Raw genomic sequence first — 16,423 nt, 5'->3', positions numbered from 1 at the left:
CAGGCTCGCTCTTACAGGGGATTTGTGAACGCCACAGATCTACTGTGGGAGCGGGCTTGCTCGCGATAGCGGTCTAACGGGTTATGCAGCAATCACTTCAACCACCGGCATCCGCCACACCTGCTCAATCACCTCCCGCCCCGGACCATACAACCGCAACACCAGGGTAAACGCCCCACTCGCCGGCGTCGGCAGCCAGTTGCTCTGGGCTTGCGGTGCCGAAGGCTGCATCACCAGTGTCAACCCGCCATCCGCGTCCGCCTGCAACTGATTGCGACTGCTCAGGCAATAACGGTCAATCGAATTGGCCACCAGTTGCCGGTCTGGCAGGTCATACAGCGTCAACGACCAAAACTCGCTGACCGGTGGCAACTGCCCCGGCGCGAAGCGCAATCGGTACTGACGACCACCTTGTAGCGGCTGGCCCTGGTTGTCCTGCCGAGTGCCGGTGTAAAACGCCTCTTCCACGCTGTTGCCGTAGATGCCGACGTGCGCGGCGACGGCGCGGTTGAGGGTGTTGCCCTGCAACGCTTCTCGGGTGCCAAACAGGCCGAGGGTGGTGCGAACCTGACTCACCGCTGCTTGCAGTTGCGCCTGCGCATCCTGAATCCCGGCGATCAAGGCCTGACGCGTTTCCACCGGCAGGGCCGCGACATCGAAACCCTGACCCGGAACGATACCGATACGCGCGAATCGCGCACGCAACGCATCCTCGGATGGATGAGTGGGACACAACGTCAGGATCTGGTTCAGCGCCGCGATGAACGACGGCCCCAACCCGGTTTTGCTGTCCCACACCGGCCACGCAACCGCGGGCGCCGCGGTAGGTGCCGGACTGCCGGTGTACTCATGCAGCGCACGCAATCGATAGTGCTGCTGCAACGCGCGCACCGCCGGCAAGTCATCAGCGTTTTTCAAACCGGTACGCCCGAGCACCATGACAATCTCGGTCTCGCTGCGCAGCACGGCCTTGATACCGGCCGGTGTCGGCCCTTGCCAGTCAGGCCCGGCGATCAGGTAGTCCTCCGCCTCGCGCCCGGTGCTGAGCACGCCGACGTAGGCAAAATTGTGGGTGTACTGGTCGACCAATTGGTGAACGTAGTAACGATCATCGTCGACCGCCGGCACGCTCAACACTTGCGGTTCGCTGCGCAGATCCAGCCAGGCCCAGGAGTACGGCGTGTCGTTGTTCGGCGTGACGATTTCGCGGTTTTTCGGGGTGTACAACTCGCTGTAATGACGGAAGCGATTGAACCCGCCGACGTATTCCGGTGCGGCAGGATTGAGCAGCTGTTTTTCCAAGGTCTGATAGTGCATCAGCATCGGGTAGGCGTAGATCCACGCCTCCCGAGTGATGGCCCGAGTGTCGTCCGCGTCGGCGGCCAGCAACCAGCGTGGAAACATCAGACTTCCTCCCAGCACACCCATGCCACCGAGTACGCGACGACGACTGAAGATCAGGTTCATGGCTCGACCCTCGCGATCGTCGGCATCCGATAACTGCCGTCCAGCGCTTCGGGTTTGGGCAGGTACAAGCGCAGCAACAGATTGAACGGGCCTTCAGGCGTCGGCAGCCAGTTGCCCTGATGCGTTTGCGCTGGCGCGGTGGGTTGCAGAATCAGGGTCAGGCCGCCGTCAGCGTCGTAGTGCAAACCGGGACTGCGATCGCCCAAGGCGTAACGCTGAATCGGGTTGGCCGCGAGCAATTGGGTTTTGCTGTCGTACAGGGTCAATGACCAGAAGGCATTCACCGGCGGCAACTGGCCGGCGGGGAAATGCAGGCGATAGCTTTTGCTGCCGTCCAGCGTCTGGCCTTGCGCATCGTGCAACGCCATCGGGTAGACCGCTTCCACCGGATCGTTGGCGTAGATGTAGCGCCACGCCACCGCCGCTCGGGTCAGGTCATCGTCGCCGAATTTGCCGACATTGGTCGGCGAACGGAACCAGCCCTGCTGCTCCACCGATAGCTGGCTCGAGGCGACACGGACTTGTTCGCGGCCGGCCTCTGCGCCTTGAGCGATTGCTTCGATCAAGTCCATCGGCGGTTGGAAGGCTGCGCCGGGCTTCACGCCAATGGCAGCGAAACGCTGCAGCTTCGAGCGTTCACCGGGTGTCCATTCATGCAGCGGCGCCAAGGCATTGAAGGTGCCGAGCAGCGCCTGCGCCGGTCCATGTTTCGTCTCCTGATACGGCGGCAATTGCAGCGGGGCCAACGCTTCGGGCGTCGCTCCACCGAACGTTTTGGATAACGGTTGCAGCGCATAGCCCGTCAGCACTTTTGCCGCATCTTTCTGGTCGGCTTCGCCCTTGACCTCGGTGCGCCCGAGCAGGAACACCAGCCGACTCGGCGAGCGAATCAAGCCGCTGAATCCCGCCGGCATGTCGCCCTGCCAGTCCGGTCCGGCGATCAGGTAACGTCCCGCCTGGTTGCCCGTGGCGCGAGTACCGATGTAATCGAGGTTGTCGGTGCGCATGTCGACTAGTTGGAAGTTGTAATAACGCCCTTCCACCGCTGGCACTTGCAGAACCATGGGCTCGCCGCGCAGGTCGAGCAAGGCCCGGGAATAGAACGTGTCGTTGTTTGGCGACACCACTTTGTTGTCCTGCGGCCCGAGCAATCGCGGTTCGCTGTAGAGCCGGTTGAACGGCAGTCTGGCGGCGATGGCGGTGAGCACTTTGTCGTGTTCGACCGTGGCGTAGGCGAAAACGTAAGCCTCTTGCGCCAGTGCCTTGGCCTGGGTTTGATCGAGGGTTGCAGCGTGGACAGAGCCTAGGCTTGCGCCCAGGGCGAGAGCGGATATCCAGTAGCGCACGGCAGGTCTCCTGGTAGATAAACATCGGCACACACCGTTCCCTGTGGGAGCGGGCTTGCTCGCGAAGGCGGTGTGTCAGGCAACTTTGATGGTGACTGACACAACGCCTTCGCGAGCAAGCCCGCTCCCACATTAGGTTTATGGGGTGCTTGAAATCGCGGTTACTTGGCCCAGCGGCGCAAATCCGATGGGGTGTAATCATCGGTCTTGGCAGCGAAGCCGACGCGCATCGGTTCGGTCTCTTCGTTGGCCAGGCCACCGGCGTAGTAGCGGCCGGAAATCAGGTCGTAGGAGGTTTCCAGCACGTTGTAGGTGAAGCCGTGGTCGTACTGCTGAATCGCGTGCAGTTCACCACTGCGCCACAGTTCTCCGCGACTGTCGTACTGGTCCGACTGCGCGATCTGCCAGCTGTCCTCGTCCACATAGAACCGGCGCTTGGCGTAGATGTGCCGGGCGTTGGGCTTGAGCGTGGCTTCCACCACCCACACCCGGTGTTTCTCATAACGCGCCAGATCCTGATTGATGTGATTGGGTTTGATCACCTCGTCATACTTGAGCCCGTGGCTGCCAATCTTGTAGCTGTTGTAAGGGATGAACAGCTCCTGTTTGCCGATCAGTTTCCAGTCGAAACGGTCCGGCGCACCATTGTAGCCGTCGATGTTGTCGGCGGTGATCAGGCCGTTGCTGTAACGGGCGCTGTTGTCATACGCAATCATCGGTGCGCGACGCACCCGACGCTGGCCCGGCAGGTATTGCCACGCCGAACGCGGCTCGGCGACCTGGTCGATCGGTTCATGCACCAGCACCGCTTCGCCGGACAGACGCGCCGGTTCCAGCACGCGGCTCTTGAACATGAACAGGATGTTGGCGCCCGTTTCCAGCCCGCCCACGGTGTCCGCGAAGTTGATCAGCGACTGGTTGCGCACGTAACTGGTGGCGCCGTTTTCACGCACCAATGCCGAGCTGCTGATGCGCTCGTAACTGCCGCCGCGATAGCGGGTCATGTGGTTCCACATCACCTCCAGACCTTCGGTGGGCAGCGGAAACGGTATACCTCGGGCGTAATCGTGCAAGCCGTTGCCGCCGTCGGCCAGGCTGGTTTTGGCGACATTGTCGCGGCTCTGCGCCAGCACATCCTTGGGCAGATTGGCGCTGCGGTGCGTCGGGTAAATGTTCATCTTGTAGCTGTCGGGAAAACGCTTGAACAACGCGATCTGCCCAGGGCTGAGAAACTTCTGATACTGCGCGGCGTTCTTCGAATCGATGGTGAACAACGGCTTCTCAGCGGCATACGGATCGCTGTAACCGCCCTTGCTATCGACGGTGCCGGCGTTGCTCGCCAGGCCTCCGCTCCAGGCCGGAATGCTGCCGTCGGCGTTGGCCGCCATTTCCGAACCCATGGGGGTCAGGGTTTTGCCAAGGGCGGCGGAATCGGTGCCTTTGGCCTGAGCCAGGCCGACGGTGCAGGCCAGCGCCAGCACGCACAATTGCATACGCATATCGGTTCTCCTTAGAAGTCTGCCTTGAAGCTGACGGATGCGAAGTCGCGGTCGTCGAGGGTGCTGTAGTCGTTGGAGCCGAAGAACGCGTTGTAGGCCAGTTCCACGCTGTAATCGTTCATGTAAATGCCGGTCAGGCTCAGGCCCAGGGCTTGCTGACCTTCCTGAAACGGTCCTTGCGGATCGTAGGAATAACCCGAGACGTCATGCCGCCAGTTGACCGCCGGAATCAGGTTGATCCCGGGCAGCACGTCGCTGTATTCGAGGCTCGCGCGCAGGCGATAACCCCACGACCAATCGGTGGCGAACCCCTTGTCGGTGCAGTACTGATTGGTCACGCCAGAGGCCACGGTGTTGCAAGTCGTGCCGTTGCGCGGCGCACTGCGGCCGAACGCGGCATTGCGCCCCAGACGCTCGTCGCCAAGATCGTCGATGTGCACGACACCGGCCTCACCGAACAGGCTCAAACGGGTCGCGCCCAGGATGTGGTCGAAGGCCTGGGTCGCCGAGCCGGTCATCTGCCACACGCCTTTGCGCACCCAGCCGTCGTAGCGGCTGCCACGGTTGGTGTTGAACCCCGGTGGCAGGTCAACCCAGGAACTGCCGCCCGGCCCGGAAATCACCGCGACGTTGATGTCCGGTGCGTTGATCGCCAGCGGCATGTTCGGCCGATAGCTCAACTCACCGGCCAGGGAAATTCCGCTGTTGGGTTCGACGCCATTCAGGCTGATGCCGTACAGGCGAATGTTCTCCGGAAACGCCGCCGCGTAGCTCGGCGCCTGAACGCCACCGGGAAAGGTGCCGGGCAGGCTGGTGTTCCTCGCATCAAGGGTGAAATACGGCAGCCGCGAGTGATAGTTGATGAAGTAGATCGAGGCTTCGGCATCGTTCAGCGCGTGGATCATGTTGCGCAGGGCGAAGCCGAACTGGCCGTTATCGGACGGTGATTCGTTGCCACGAGAGGTGGCGTACAAGCCAGCCGCCTGCATCTGTTGATCGGTCTGCACCTGGCTCAAATACAACGGCCCGCAACCCTTCTGGATCGCATCACTGCTGGCGAAAAACGTGCCGCAACCGTCGAGTACGCTGGGGCGCCAGTTGTATTGGTAGAAGCCTTCGAGGTTGAGGCTGTCGGTCAGGCCGAAGCTGAACGACACCATCTCCACCGGCAACTGCCCTTCCTTGATTTCCACGCCCGGGCGGTTGAACGCCGAGACGTCCAGCGGGTTGATCACGTTGATGCCGTTCTGGATCAACAGCGACTCGCCCCACGACAACACCTGGTTGCCGACCTTCACCGTCAACGGGCGTTCGGCCACCTGAAAATCCTTCCAGACATAGGCGTCAAGCATCTCGAAGCCCTTGAACTTCGACAGGTCGTCCCACCCCGAATCGTCAAAATCCTTGAACCGGCCTTTGCGGGTTTCATAGGCGTGGTCGTACCAGTATTTGAAGCGTATGAACGCGCCCTGGCCCTGGCCATCGAGACTGAAATCGGTGAGGCCCTTGAAGGTCTGCGAAATGGGATCGCCCTTCTCGAAGTTCAGCCGATTATCGTCGGCGCTGACGCTGCTGCCGTTGGCGCGCACGCCTTGGGCTTGCAGGGCATTGGCGCGGGTCATCAGGCTTTTGTCGGGGTTCTGCGTCGACCAGCTGCTGCCCACGGACAACGTGGTTTTGGTCGACAAGCTCCAGTCTTCGTTAATGTCGAAACTGGTGGCGTAACTCGGACTTGTCAGGACAGCAAGAATCGCCAGCGCAAGGGGTTGCGGGCGGGTGTGGCCAAGCCGATGCGGTCGCTGGAGGACTGCGGCTGTGGCCGAGCTTGTTCTTATCATTATTAGGCTCCGGTCAGGATTACTCAGCCCGGACACGGTGCCCAACAATCCACCGCTACACGCAAGCGATGGCCGACAAAAAATAATCATCACGGTGCATCTCGGTGTCTTTGATGACCTCTTCGCGGGCAAGCCTCGCTCCTACAGACCGATGAGTTTCTGTAGGAGCGAGGCTTGCCCGCGAAGACGGCCGTGAAATCGCTTCCGCCAGCAAGCCGTGCTCTTACAGATTCAGTCGAAACTGCTTGGGGGTGATGCCGAACTGTTTGCGAAAGGCCCGAATGAAGTTGCTCGGCTGGCGGTAACCGAGGCGTTCGGCGATGCGTTCGATCGGCTGGTCACCGGCCGTCAGCCAGTGCCGCGCCATGTCCAGGCTGTCGCTGCGAGTGTGTTGCGCCGCCTCGGTTTGCCAGTGGCGGAGCATGCTTTGATGCAGAAACGGATTCGCACCGAGCAAGGGTTCGTCAAGGCTGGCCGACGGCAGTTGCAGGCACGGATGCGCGCCCTCTTGCACCTCAATGCCAACGCTGCGCAACCAGTCGCCGGCCGCTTGCTGCGGTGTCAGGCTGACACCGACAAACATCTCCCCCGGCGCCCGCCCGACGCGCCGGGCGATGTTGCGCACCAAGGTCAACGTCGCGGCGTCCAGACCATAAAAGTGCGGCTGCCCGTGGGCGGCGCGCAGGTGCAGTCGGGCCTGCCCGTCAACCTCTTCGAGTTCGGCCACCACGTAGTTGGTCACCCGTGGCAGGAACCCGGTAAAACAGGCCAGGCTGGCACGCAATGTCGCGGCGGAGTCCAGCAGGATGTTCAAGCCTTGCAGACAGGTGGTCGCCATGCTGTTCACCAATTCGCAACCGAACGTGGCAGCAACGCCCGCGTGCTCGCATTCGCGCCACAGCTGTTCGACCAGGTGCGCGGGGATGTGCTGACCCTGTCCGTCGAGCCACGACAGGCTGATGCCGGCGCGCTGCAGTAACTGGTCCTGGCACAGGCCGGACTGCCGGGCATGGTTGAGAATGGTTCGGGTAAACGCACTGGAAGCGAAGGATTGATCAGGCATGGCAGGCTACGGCGAGAAGACAGGGTTGTACTTATGCCAGTCGCCGTGTTATCGATCAAATGCATTAAAAGTATCCGCCGAATGCAGGAGACGCATGATGGACTTACGCCAGCTTCGACACCTCGTGGCCCTCGCCGATTACCGCAGTTTTGGCCGCGCCGCCGAGGCGATCAATCTCAGCCAGCCGGCATTCAGCCGCAGTATCCAGACCCTTGAACGGGACCTTGATTGCGCGCTGGTGGAACGCAGCAGTCGCGAGTTCCGCCTCACCGGCCAGGGCGAACTGGTGTTGCAACACGCCCGGCGCCTGCTGGCCGGCAGTCAGGCATTGCACAACGAATTGACCCAATACAATGGCCTGACGGGTGGCGAGTTGCATTTCGGCTGCGGCCCGTATCCGGCGCAGCTGCTGGTGCCCGAGGCGCTGGCAGAGTTTATCCAGGCCCATCCGGCGATCCGCACGAGTTTCCACCTCGGCGACTGGGAACAACTGGCGCTGTGGCTGCGCGAGCAACAGATCGAGTTCCTGGTGGCCGATTCGCGTTATTTCACCGGCGATCCGCGGTATCAGGTGCAACTGCTGCGACCCCGGCGCGGGCGGTTTTTCTGCCGGATCGATCACCCGTTGGCGACACGGAAAAACCTGACCCTGCGTGCCCTGCTCGGCTATGCCGTGGTCGGTACGCGGATTCCACCGATGATCCGCAAGATCCTGGCCGACGTGCAGGGCGAACCGGACTTCAACCCCAGCGTCGAATGCGCGCAATTCGACGCGATCCGCCGAGTGGTGATGCACTCCGACGCCGTCGGCATCGCGACCATGGAAGCCCTGGCTGAACCGGCCGAACAAGGACTCATCCGCCTGCTGGATTTTGTCGACGTCCCCAGCGATGACCCCGGCCTGCAACTGCACTACGGCATTGTCAGCCGCTCCGGCTACTCGCTGACACCGGCGGCGTTGGCGATGGTCGATGCGGTTCTGGCGGTTGACCAGCGTTTGCTGGCGGTGGATCGGCCGCAGTAAAGTCGCATCCCCGCTATCCCTGTGGGAGCGAGCTTGCTCGCGAAGACGGTGTGTCAGTCACACTCATCACTGGCTGACACAATGCCATCGCGAGCAGGCTCGCTCCTACAGGGGTTCTGTGCAGCTTTTGGACTAGGCGCGACGTGCGAGCGACTGCACCGCTCGCGGCGCGCCCAGCGCACGCAGCAGGCAATGCATCGCTTCCTCCCGGCTGCGCTCGAAGCGGTAACGGGCTTCGATGTACAGCGCCAGTTTCAGCTCCACCGGTTCGTCCAACGGCAACGGCACTTGCTGCAACCCCAGCACGGTGGCGACCCGGCTCGGCAGGCTCATGCCGAACGGCTGCCGATCGGCGATCAATTTCGCCGCCAGTGTGCTTTGGGTATTCACCGCCACCGTTCGGCGCAGGCTTTTCAAACCGAGGTACAAATCCACCGGGCTTAGGCCATCGCGACGGCTGGAAATCTGGATCTGTGGCTGCTGCAGATACGCTTGCAGCGTGCGCGGCGGTTCCTTGAGCGCGTCGCCGTAGGCAAACACGTAATGGTCGGCCGGCAACACCTGCTTGTGCAGACCGGCGAGCCCGGCCAGCGGTTGATCGAGGTCGATCAGAATGTCGAGCTTGCCGCTCGCCAGTTCCTGCAAGGCATCGCGACGGCGAGGCTGGAAGTATCGGACCTGCCAGTCGGCATGCGGCGCTTCGAGCAAGGCGTCTAGCAGCACCGGTTGCAGGCAGTCCAGGCAACTGATGCGCAGCAACGGGTTGTTCTGCCGCGCGGCCGGAATCATGCGCAAACCATCGCGCAACGATTCCAGGGCGGCGCGCACATAGTCGGCCAGACGATGCGCCACCAGCGTCGGCGTCACGCCGAGACGGCTTTTGATGAACAGCGGATCGCCGCACAGTTCGCGCAGGCGCCGCAGCGCGTTGCTCATGGCCGGTTGCGACAGGCACATCACCTCGGCGGCGCGGGTGACGCTGCGTTGCTGATAAATCGCGTCGAAGGCGAGCAGCAGGTTCAGGTCGAGCTGGCGTAAATCAAGCATGGTCTTGCTCCGGCAAATCGCTTAACGTCGGGCAGCCTAACCAGTGTCCCGAAACAAGCTGTGAGCCCTACATGACAAAAAGCGATCAGCCACTGCTCCATCAACCAGTGCCCAATGCGTTTTATGCGCCGACCTTGCTGCCGGCCATCGAAGAACTGCTGGGCAGAGGCATTGCCCGGGAAACCCTCGAAGGCCTGTTTCGCCGCAGCCTGTTCGAACTGCGTGCGCCGTTCATGCGTATTCCGTTGTTCCTTTCGCGTCGCTTCTGGGCGTTTGCGCTGGAGCAGACTGGCGACCCGTTGATCGGTCTGGCGGCGGGCCGACGCTTCGTCTCCACCGCCACCAATGGCCTGACTTACCTGTTCGACGTCGCGGCATCACTGGAAAGCGCCTGCAATTATTTCGAGCGATTCTTTCCGTTCTTCAACGGGCACTTCCGGGCGCAGATCGTGCGTGACGATGACGGCGTCGAGTTGCGGCTGCTGGACTGCGGCAGCTTGAAAGCCTGTGCGTCGACCACCGATTACATCGTGATCAGCCTGTGCAGCATGCTGCGTCGCAAATTCCTCGCCAGTGGGCTGGAGCGTGATCCGATTATCGAGATCGGTCTGGCGTGGCCACGTACCGCCAACCCGCAGGCGCATGAACAGGCATTCCGCGCGCCGGTGAAGTGGGCACAGCCACATCATTCGATCCGCCTCGATCCGCAGTTGTTTGTGACAGCGTTGACGCCGGGCAACCATGAGCTGGAACAAACGCTGGTGGACCTGCTGGAGCAGACTCGGCGCAACAGCGAACCGACGTTGCTGGAGCAGGTCAGCGACCATCTGATTGCGGACCTTGCCCGCGCAAACTGGCAGCAGTTTTGCGCCGACCATCACTGGCTGGAACGCACGGCGGCGCGGCGCTTGAAGGCCTTGGGCTGGAGTTTTTCCGAGTTGCAGGACGAGTATCGCCGTTGCCTGGCCGAGGATCTGTTGCAGGCAGCGGATCTGGAGTTGGTGGAGATATCGGATCGGCTGGGGTACAGCGATGTGCAGAGTTTCAACCGCGCGTGTTTGCGGTGGTTGGGGTGTGCGCCGGGGGTGTACCGGACGAGATGGGCACAATCTTCAGATTTGTTCTGACCGGCAGGGCCTCTTCGCGGGCAAGCCTCGCTCCTACAGGGTTTTGTGAACGCCGCAAATCCTGTAGGAGCGAGGCTTGCCCGCGAAGGGGCCGCCCCAGACACCTCATAACCTCACTGCCCCACCGCCACACTCGTAGCCGCCTGCCCCGGCGTCACAATGCTCTTCAGGTCAATGTACTTCCACTCAGGCTTGGCCCCCAGCCGCGCATTGAACCGGTAGTTGAACGTAAAGTCGTCCGCCGTCGGCACGCTCAACGGCTTGCCATAAACCGCCTCGATCCCCGCCAGGTCATACCCCATCAACTGCAACAGCGTCGGAAAGATGTTGTAGTGACTCGACCGATTCTTGTTCGCGGTCAGCGCCTTCTGCCAATCCAGTGTGCGCAACTGATCCCCTTGAATCACCACCAGCGGCACCAGGCCCTCTTCCTCCACCGGATCTCCGCCGCAGTGCGTATTCAACCCGGGGTTGCCCCGCTCATGCAGGTCTTGCCCGTGGTCCGAGGTGTAAATCAGCAGCGCATTGCTCATGTCCGCCTTGGCAAACACCCGTGAGAAAAACTCCCCAACGTTCCACAGCAACGTGTTCTTGTAGGCATTGCGGTACAGCACCCAGTCATCCGGCTGACCGTTGAAGCCATCCCGCTTGCCGGTGTCCACGATCTCGACAAATTGCCCCCGGGGCAACGTCGGACGATACGCCATGAACGCATCCGGGTACTTGTCGTGCACCGGGAAATGCGCGCCCACCTTGTTGATCACCACCAGCTCAGGCTTACCGTCGTTGAGCAGGTCGATCAGCTTCGCCGCTGTCGCCATGTCGCGATCGCGCACGCTGGTCTGGTCGAATTGCACAAACTCGTCGATGTCCTTTTTCTCGGCATCGTTCATCAGGTTCTGCAAGTTGCCGCCGGTACGCTGGGCATCGATGTAGACGGTGCGCAGGCCGGCTTTCTTCGCGTACTGCCAGATCGACGGCATCGTGCTGTTGATGCGCATGTAGTCGGCGCGGGTGCCGCCGTAGCGCAGGGTGATGTTGGTGTCGGCGCTGCAATTGGCAATGGACGCGGCGTAACCGTAATTGAAGATCTCGACCCCTGGGCGCGGTTCCTTGAGCTTGCTGTGCACACCGAACGGCGCGTTGATGTCCAGGTAGTTGCCGGAAATGCTTTCATCGATGATCAGCACGATGTCGTGCCCCGGCGGTGAGTCGTTGCGCGCCAGGCTCACTGATTCGCGCGGGCCGACGGTGTTGTGCAGGGCTTCGTAGGTAAAGAGGTTCAAATAGGCCAGCGGCGTGTACATGATCGGCAGGCCGCGGGCACCTTCGCCGGCTCGTACGAACAATACCGCGCTGAGCAACAGCACCCCGAGCACCGGCGCCGCCACCAGCAACGCACCGGGCAACGGCATGCGCCGCCGCGGCTTGAGCCCGATGCCAAACAGCAGAAGCAATCCGGCGACCACCCCACTGATGATCGCGTCGCGGTATTGGTACGCCGCCTCCTGGATGAACCCGCCGGAGTACACCAGCGACACAAAGCTGCTGTACGTCAGGTAATCGGCCGTGACGCGCGTATAAACATCGAAAAACACCGCCGAGACAAACATCGCCAGGGCGAACACATGCCGGAGCAGTGTCTGGCGAATGTAGGCAGTCATGAAAAGCGCCACTGTCAGCGCGATAAACATCCCGCCAAACAGCAGCACCGGGAAGCCGATGCCCATGGCGCTGAGGCGTTCCAGGTAATAGTCGTAGCTCTTAACTAAATAGAGAACCAAGAGCAGTTCTTTGAGGTATCGAATCATAGTATTTCCGATGCTCGCGGCCGTCCGTTGGCCAATAGATTGTCGGCCATTTTTTGACACTAGCACCGGGACATCAAAGCGCAAGAAATGTCGGGCTTTTCGACAAAGCGTCAAAAAAACGTTGACTCAAATCTGACACACCTGACCGGCTGTAACCCTTGTATTTCAAGCCTTACGACCGTTTATCGTTTTCTTCGAAATGTGAAAAACCTGCCAAAACCGCGGCAAATCCAGCTGCGGCAAGCACTTGATGGCAAATCGCCCCGAAATTGGGGCTGTTATAGCAAAGCAACATGTCATTTTGCTGACACGTTTTCCCAGCGCTGGGCTATACCCCTTTTGACAGTCTTATTTCAGTTCTTTCAACCGTCTTACGAGGCACGCCAATATGGACGTGAGCGTATTTGGTACGGGCTACGTCGGCCTGATACAAGCAGCGGCACTGGCCGATGTCGGGCATCGCGTCTTATGTGTCGACATTGATCCGAACAAGATCAAACAACTGCAACAGGCCGTGCCACCGATCAGCGAACCGGGGTTATCCGGCACGCTGGAAGAGAACATCAAGGCCGGCCGTTTGCTGTTCACGACCCAGGCCAGCGATGCGGTCGAACACGCTGAGCTGATTTTCATCGCCGTCGGCACGCCCGCCGACGAAGACGGTTCGGCCGACCTGAGCCACGTCCTGAATGTGGCCCGCCAGATCGCCAGTTACATGGAGGCCGATCGCACACTGATCATCAAGTCCACCGTGCCGGTCGGCACCGCGGACCAGGTGGCCGCCACCGCCAACGAAGAACTGCATCGCCGCGGCAAGAGCGCCTTGAACGTGCGGGTGGTGTCCAACCCCGAGTTTCTCAAGGAAGGCAGCGCCCTCGCCGATTGCATGCGCCCGGACCGGATCATCGTCGGCACCGACGACGACGAAGCCCGCGGCCAGCTGAGCGAGCTCTACGCGCCGTTCTGCCGCAACCATGAAAAAATCATGTTCATGGACAACCGCAGCGCCGAGCTGACCAAGTACGCGGCCAACGCGATGCTCGCCACGCGCATCAGTTTCATGAACGAACTGGCCAACCTCACCGAACTGCTGGGCGCGGACATCGAAGCGGTGCGCAAAGGCATCGGTTCGGACCCGCGCATCGGTTATCACTTCATCTACCCCGGTTGCGGCTTTGGTGGCTCGTGCTTCCCCAAGGACCTGCGCGCCCTGCTGCACACCGCTGAACACAATGGCATGCCGTTGCGTCTGCTGCGCAGCGTCACTGACGTCAACGACAGTCAGCGCCACATCCTCTTCAGCAAACTGAAAGCGCAATTCCCCAACGGGCTGGCCGGCAAATCCATCGCAATCTGGGGCCTGGCGTTCAAGCCCAACACCGATGACATGCGCGAAGCCCCCAGCCGTTACCTGATGGAAGCGCTGTGGGCCGAAGGCGCGAGCGTGCAGGCTTATGACCCGGAAGCCATGTCTGAATGCCGGCGCATTTACGGCTACCGCAATAACTTGCACCTGTGCGCCACCCGCGACGACACCCTGGAAGACGCCGACGCCTTGGTGATCTGCACCGAGTGGAAGAATTTCCGCGTGGTCGACTTTGACTTGCTGGCGAGCAAATTGCGTTCACGGGTGATCGTCGACGGTCGCAACCTCTACAACCCGGAACAAGTGGCGGCGGCCGGTTTGCACTACAGCGGCATCGGCCTGCGGCACATCGTTCCCGAGGCGCCGCGACCATGAAGATTCTCGTCACCGGAGCGGCCGGTTTCATTGGTGCCCACTGCGTATTGCGGCTGATGCGCGACGGGCACGACGTGTGCGGGCTGGATAATTTCAACGACTACTACGACCCGCAACTCAAACACGACCGCGTGGATTGGGTGCAGGAGCAGGTTGGCGTTTTCCAGCTCGCGACGGTTGACCTGGCCGATGGTCCGGCCATCGAGGCACTGTTTGTCCGTGAAAAACCCGAGGTGGTGATTCACCTCGCGGCGCAGGCCGGGGTGCGTTACTCCCTGGAAAACCCTCGGGCTTACCTCGACAGCAATTTGAACGGGTTCCTCAACATCCTCGAAAGCTGCCGCAACCACCCGGTCAAGCACCTGATCTACGCCTCGTCCAGTTCGGTGTACGGCGCCAACCAGCACACGCCCTACTCGGTGAAGGACGGCGTCAACCACCCGCTGTCGCTGTACGCCGCGACCAAGAAAGCGAACGAGCTGATGGCCCACAGCTACAGCCATCTGTTCGGCATTCCCTGCACCGGCCTGCGTTTTTTCACCGTGTACGGGCCTTGGGGCCGGCCCGACATGTCGCCGATCCAGTTTGCCCGGGCGATTGCCGAAGGTCAGCCGTTGAAGTTGTTCAACTACGGCGAGCACCAGCGCGACTTCACCTACATCGACGACATCATCGAAAGCATCACGCGCCTGATCGAACGTCCACCGCAAGCCAACGCCGAATGGGACCGCGAACAACCGGACCCGGCCAGCAGCATGGCGCCGTGGCGGATCTACAACATCGGCGGCCAGCACCCGGTTGAGCTCAAGGATTACCTGGCGCTGCTGGAAAAACACCTAGGACAAAAAGCCCTCGTCGAGTTGCTGCCTTTGCAGCCAGGCGATGTGTTCAACACCTGCGCCGATGCCAGTGACCTGGCTCGGGCAACCGGATTTCAGCCTTGTATCGAGCTGGATGAGGGACTCGGGCGCTTTATCGCCTGGTTCCGCGATTACTACCCACTGCCTATCGCCCACGCGCCGCTAGCGGCTGAACTTCAGCGGAGGATTCCATGACTGGACATGAAAAAACGGTGCCCGTGCAACAGATGCGCCAAGACAAGCGCCTCGACCCGGAGCACCGAATGCGCCTCGATACCGCGATCCATATGCAGGGTCGCGGCTGGATGACCGGCCGTGACGGCGGTCGGCCGTGGACGTTGTCGCGCACCAATCGCGTTGTCGCCTGCTTCGGTGCGCTGGTGATTTTGGTGATGATCTCGCCCATCCTGCTGGGCCTGGCACTGGCGATCAAATTCAGCAGCCCGGGGCCGGTGATGTTCGTGCAAAAACGCACGGGCTACCGCGGTCGCAAGTTCGGCATGTACAAGTTCCGCACCATGGTGGCCAACGCCGAGGAGCTTAAGGAGTCCCTGCGTCACCTGAACAAGCACGGTGCCGACGCGATTGATTTCAAAATCGACAAGGATCCGCGCATCACCGGCATCGGTGGCTTCCTGCGGCGAAGCAGCCTGGACGAGCTGCCGAACCTGATCAATGTGGTTTTAGGCGACATGCGCCTGGTGGGCCCGCGCCCAACCTCGTTCAACGCCTACCGCTACAAGGACAATCACCTTGCACGCCTGAGCATCTACCCCGGCATGACCGGCCTGTGGCAGATCTCCGGGCGCAGCAATATCGACTTCGACCAGCGCGTTGAGTTGGACCTCAGCTATATCGCCGAGCAGAGCCTGTTGCTTGATCTGAAGATCCTATTGAAAACCCCCTTCAAAGTGTTCAGCGGCCACGGAGCGAGTTAAATGGACGGTTCATCAGCCAAAAGCCTAAGCATTGCCAACCCGAGCGAGTCCAATCTGACTTCGACCGTGCTCGATCTTGATCTGCGGATCCTGTTCCTGACCGCCGCCAACCCCGGCGCTGGCACCACCACCAGTGCCCTGGCGCTGGCCAGCCAACTGGCGCAAATGAGCAGCGGCCAAGTGCTACTGGTCGATGCCAGCCATTCGGCGACCAACCTCACCCAGCAGTTGGGGCTGACTAAAGAGCGCGGTTTTCGCGACCTGCTGTTCAACACCCAGAGCCCGCCACTGCTGCAGGACTGCGTGGTGAATGTCTCCAGCCTGCCCTTCCACATCCTGCCCAACGGCCGGTTTGTGCGCGGCAACGAACACTTGACACCCGAACTCTTGGGCCCGTTGCTCGATCAGCTCGGCAGTCAGTATCGCTTTGTGGTGATCGACGGTGACGCGGTGTATTCCGCCGCCGACACCATGATCATCAGCACCCAGGTGGACGGCGTGATCATGGTCGTGCGCTCTGAAGACACGCGCTGGGAAGTGGCCCAGGCGGCGGTTCAGCGCCTGACCCAGGCCGGCGCGAAACTGGTCGGCAGCGTCTTCAACCGGCGCAAGTACTACATGCCGAAGTGGCTGTACAAAAACCTGTAAAGCAACCAGAAAGG

General features: G+C 61.2%; 13 protein-coding genes. 6 read left to right on the top strand and 7 right to left on the bottom strand.

Translation table 11 applies throughout. From position 1 onward, the window contains the following. Positions 1–81: 81 nt before the first annotated feature. From EYC95_RS24680 to EYC95_RS24660, 5 genes are all read right to left on the bottom strand, one after another. Positions 82–1,467, bottom strand: coding sequence for a DUF1254 domain-containing protein (locus EYC95_RS24680; protein WP_131062645.1), 1,386 nt, complete (start codon positions 1,465–1,467; stop codon positions 82–84). Continuing rightward, positions 1,464–2,813, bottom strand: a complete 1,350-nt coding sequence (locus EYC95_RS24675) for a DUF1254 domain-containing protein (RefSeq protein ID WP_131062644.1) — start codon at positions 2,811–2,813, stop codon at positions 1,464–1,466. The genes EYC95_RS24680 and EYC95_RS24675 overlap by 4 nt, the downstream gene beginning before the upstream one ends. A gap of 161 nt (positions 2,814–2,974) precedes the next feature. Further along, complete coding sequence (locus EYC95_RS24670; RefSeq protein WP_131062643.1) at positions 2,975–4,312, bottom strand: DUF1329 domain-containing protein; 1,338 nt, start codon at positions 4,310–4,312, stop codon at positions 2,975–2,977. A gap of 11 nt (positions 4,313–4,323) precedes the next feature. After that, on the bottom strand, positions 4,324–6,150 hold the full coding sequence (locus EYC95_RS24665; protein ID WP_131062642.1) for a DUF1302 domain-containing protein: 1,827 nt from the start codon (positions 6,148–6,150) through the stop codon (positions 4,324–4,326). A 223-nt stretch (positions 6,151–6,373) separates the two neighbouring features. Continuing rightward, positions 6,374–7,213, bottom strand: coding sequence for an AraC family transcriptional regulator (locus tag EYC95_RS24660; protein ID WP_131062641.1), 840 nt, complete (start codon positions 7,211–7,213; stop codon positions 6,374–6,376). Between the two features lie 94 nt (positions 7,214–7,307). Between EYC95_RS24660 and EYC95_RS24655 the strand changes: the two genes are divergently transcribed. Next, positions 7,308–8,237: a LysR family transcriptional regulator gene (locus EYC95_RS24655; protein WP_256656997.1), complete on the top strand. Its 930-nt coding sequence runs from the start codon at positions 7,308–7,310 to the stop codon at positions 8,235–8,237. Positions 8,238–8,369: 132 nt separating this feature from the next. On the opposite strand, the gene EYC95_RS24645 is transcribed toward EYC95_RS24655, so the two are convergent. Then, positions 8,370–9,284: a LysR family transcriptional regulator gene (locus EYC95_RS24645; protein ID WP_131062639.1), complete on the bottom strand. Its 915-nt coding sequence runs from the start codon at positions 9,282–9,284 to the stop codon at positions 8,370–8,372. 71 nt (positions 9,285–9,355) lie between these two features. Between EYC95_RS24645 and EYC95_RS24640 the strand changes: the two genes are divergently transcribed. Further along, positions 9,356–10,411, top strand: coding sequence for an AraC family transcriptional regulator (locus EYC95_RS24640; protein ID WP_131062638.1), 1,056 nt, complete (start codon positions 9,356–9,358; stop codon positions 10,409–10,411). A gap of 113 nt (positions 10,412–10,524) precedes the next feature. Here EYC95_RS24640 and EYC95_RS24635 read toward each other — a convergent pair whose 3' ends face one another. Then, positions 10,525–12,222 (bottom strand): sulfatase-like hydrolase/transferase, encoded by a 1,698-nt coding sequence (locus EYC95_RS24635; protein WP_131062637.1) that lies wholly within the window; start codon positions 12,220–12,222, stop codon positions 10,525–10,527. A 388-nt stretch (positions 12,223–12,610) separates the two neighbouring features. On the opposite strand from EYC95_RS24635, the gene EYC95_RS24630 reads away from it, so the two are divergent. The 4 genes from EYC95_RS24630 to EYC95_RS24615 are packed head-to-tail and all read left to right on the top strand — an operon-like array spanning position 12,611 to position 16,409. Continuing rightward, on the top strand, positions 12,611–13,963 hold the full coding sequence (locus tag EYC95_RS24630; RefSeq protein WP_131062636.1) for a UDP-glucose/GDP-mannose dehydrogenase family protein: 1,353 nt from the start codon (positions 12,611–12,613) through the stop codon (positions 13,961–13,963). After that, positions 13,960–15,018, top strand: coding sequence for an NAD-dependent epimerase (locus EYC95_RS24625; RefSeq protein WP_131062635.1), 1,059 nt, complete (start codon positions 13,960–13,962; stop codon positions 15,016–15,018). Before EYC95_RS24630 ends, EYC95_RS24625 begins: the two co-directional genes overlap by 4 nt. Further along, entirely contained in the window at positions 15,015–15,761 is a 747-nt protein-coding gene (locus EYC95_RS24620) for a sugar transferase (protein WP_131062634.1), read from the top strand. Before EYC95_RS24625 ends, EYC95_RS24620 begins: the two co-directional genes overlap by 4 nt. Next, a complete protein-coding gene (locus tag EYC95_RS24615) occupies positions 15,762–16,409 on the top strand; it encodes a CpsD/CapB family tyrosine-protein kinase (RefSeq protein ID WP_131062633.1) in 648 nt (215 codons plus the stop codon). Positions 16,410–16,423: the final 14 nt, after the last annotated feature.

Origin of the sequence: Pseudomonas sp. BGI-2, assembly GCF_004310295.1 — a bacterium.
Taxonomy (GTDB): Bacteria; Pseudomonadota; Gammaproteobacteria; order Pseudomonadales; family Pseudomonadaceae; genus Aquipseudomonas.
Note: the sequence above shows the minus strand (reverse complement) of the source record. Positions and strands in the feature narration are given on the sequence as shown.

Coding starts and splice junctions, on each gene's coding strand:
- EYC95_RS24655 (WP_256656997.1), top strand. CDS start 7,308: ATGATGGACTTACGCCAGCTTCGACACCTCGTGGCCCTCGCCGATTAC.
- EYC95_RS24670 (WP_131062643.1), bottom strand. CDS start 4,312: ATGCGTATGCAATTGTGCGTGCTGGCGCTGGCCTGCACCGTCGGCCTG.
- EYC95_RS24665 (WP_131062642.1), bottom strand. CDS start 6,150: ATGATAAGAACAAGCTCGGCCACAGCCGCAGTCCTCCAGCGACCGCAT.
- EYC95_RS24620 (WP_131062634.1), top strand. CDS start 15,015: ATGACTGGACATGAAAAAACGGTGCCCGTGCAACAGATGCGCCAAGAC.
- EYC95_RS24660 (WP_131062641.1), bottom strand. CDS start 7,213: ATGCCTGATCAATCCTTCGCTTCCAGTGCGTTTACCCGAACCATTCTC.
- EYC95_RS24635 (WP_131062637.1), bottom strand. CDS start 12,222: ATGATTCGATACCTCAAAGAACTGCTCTTGGTTCTCTATTTAGTTAAG.
- EYC95_RS24640 (WP_131062638.1), top strand. CDS start 9,356: ATGACAAAAAGCGATCAGCCACTGCTCCATCAACCAGTGCCCAATGCG.
- EYC95_RS24645 (WP_131062639.1), bottom strand. CDS start 9,284: ATGCTTGATTTACGCCAGCTCGACCTGAACCTGCTGCTCGCCTTCGAC.
- EYC95_RS24625 (WP_131062635.1), top strand. CDS start 13,960: ATGAAGATTCTCGTCACCGGAGCGGCCGGTTTCATTGGTGCCCACTGC.
- EYC95_RS24680 (WP_131062645.1), bottom strand. CDS start 1,467: ATGAACCTGATCTTCAGTCGTCGTCGCGTACTCGGTGGCATGGGTGTG.
- EYC95_RS24630 (WP_131062636.1), top strand. CDS start 12,611: ATGGACGTGAGCGTATTTGGTACGGGCTACGTCGGCCTGATACAAGCA.
- EYC95_RS24615 (WP_131062633.1), top strand. CDS start 15,762: ATGGACGGTTCATCAGCCAAAAGCCTAAGCATTGCCAACCCGAGCGAG.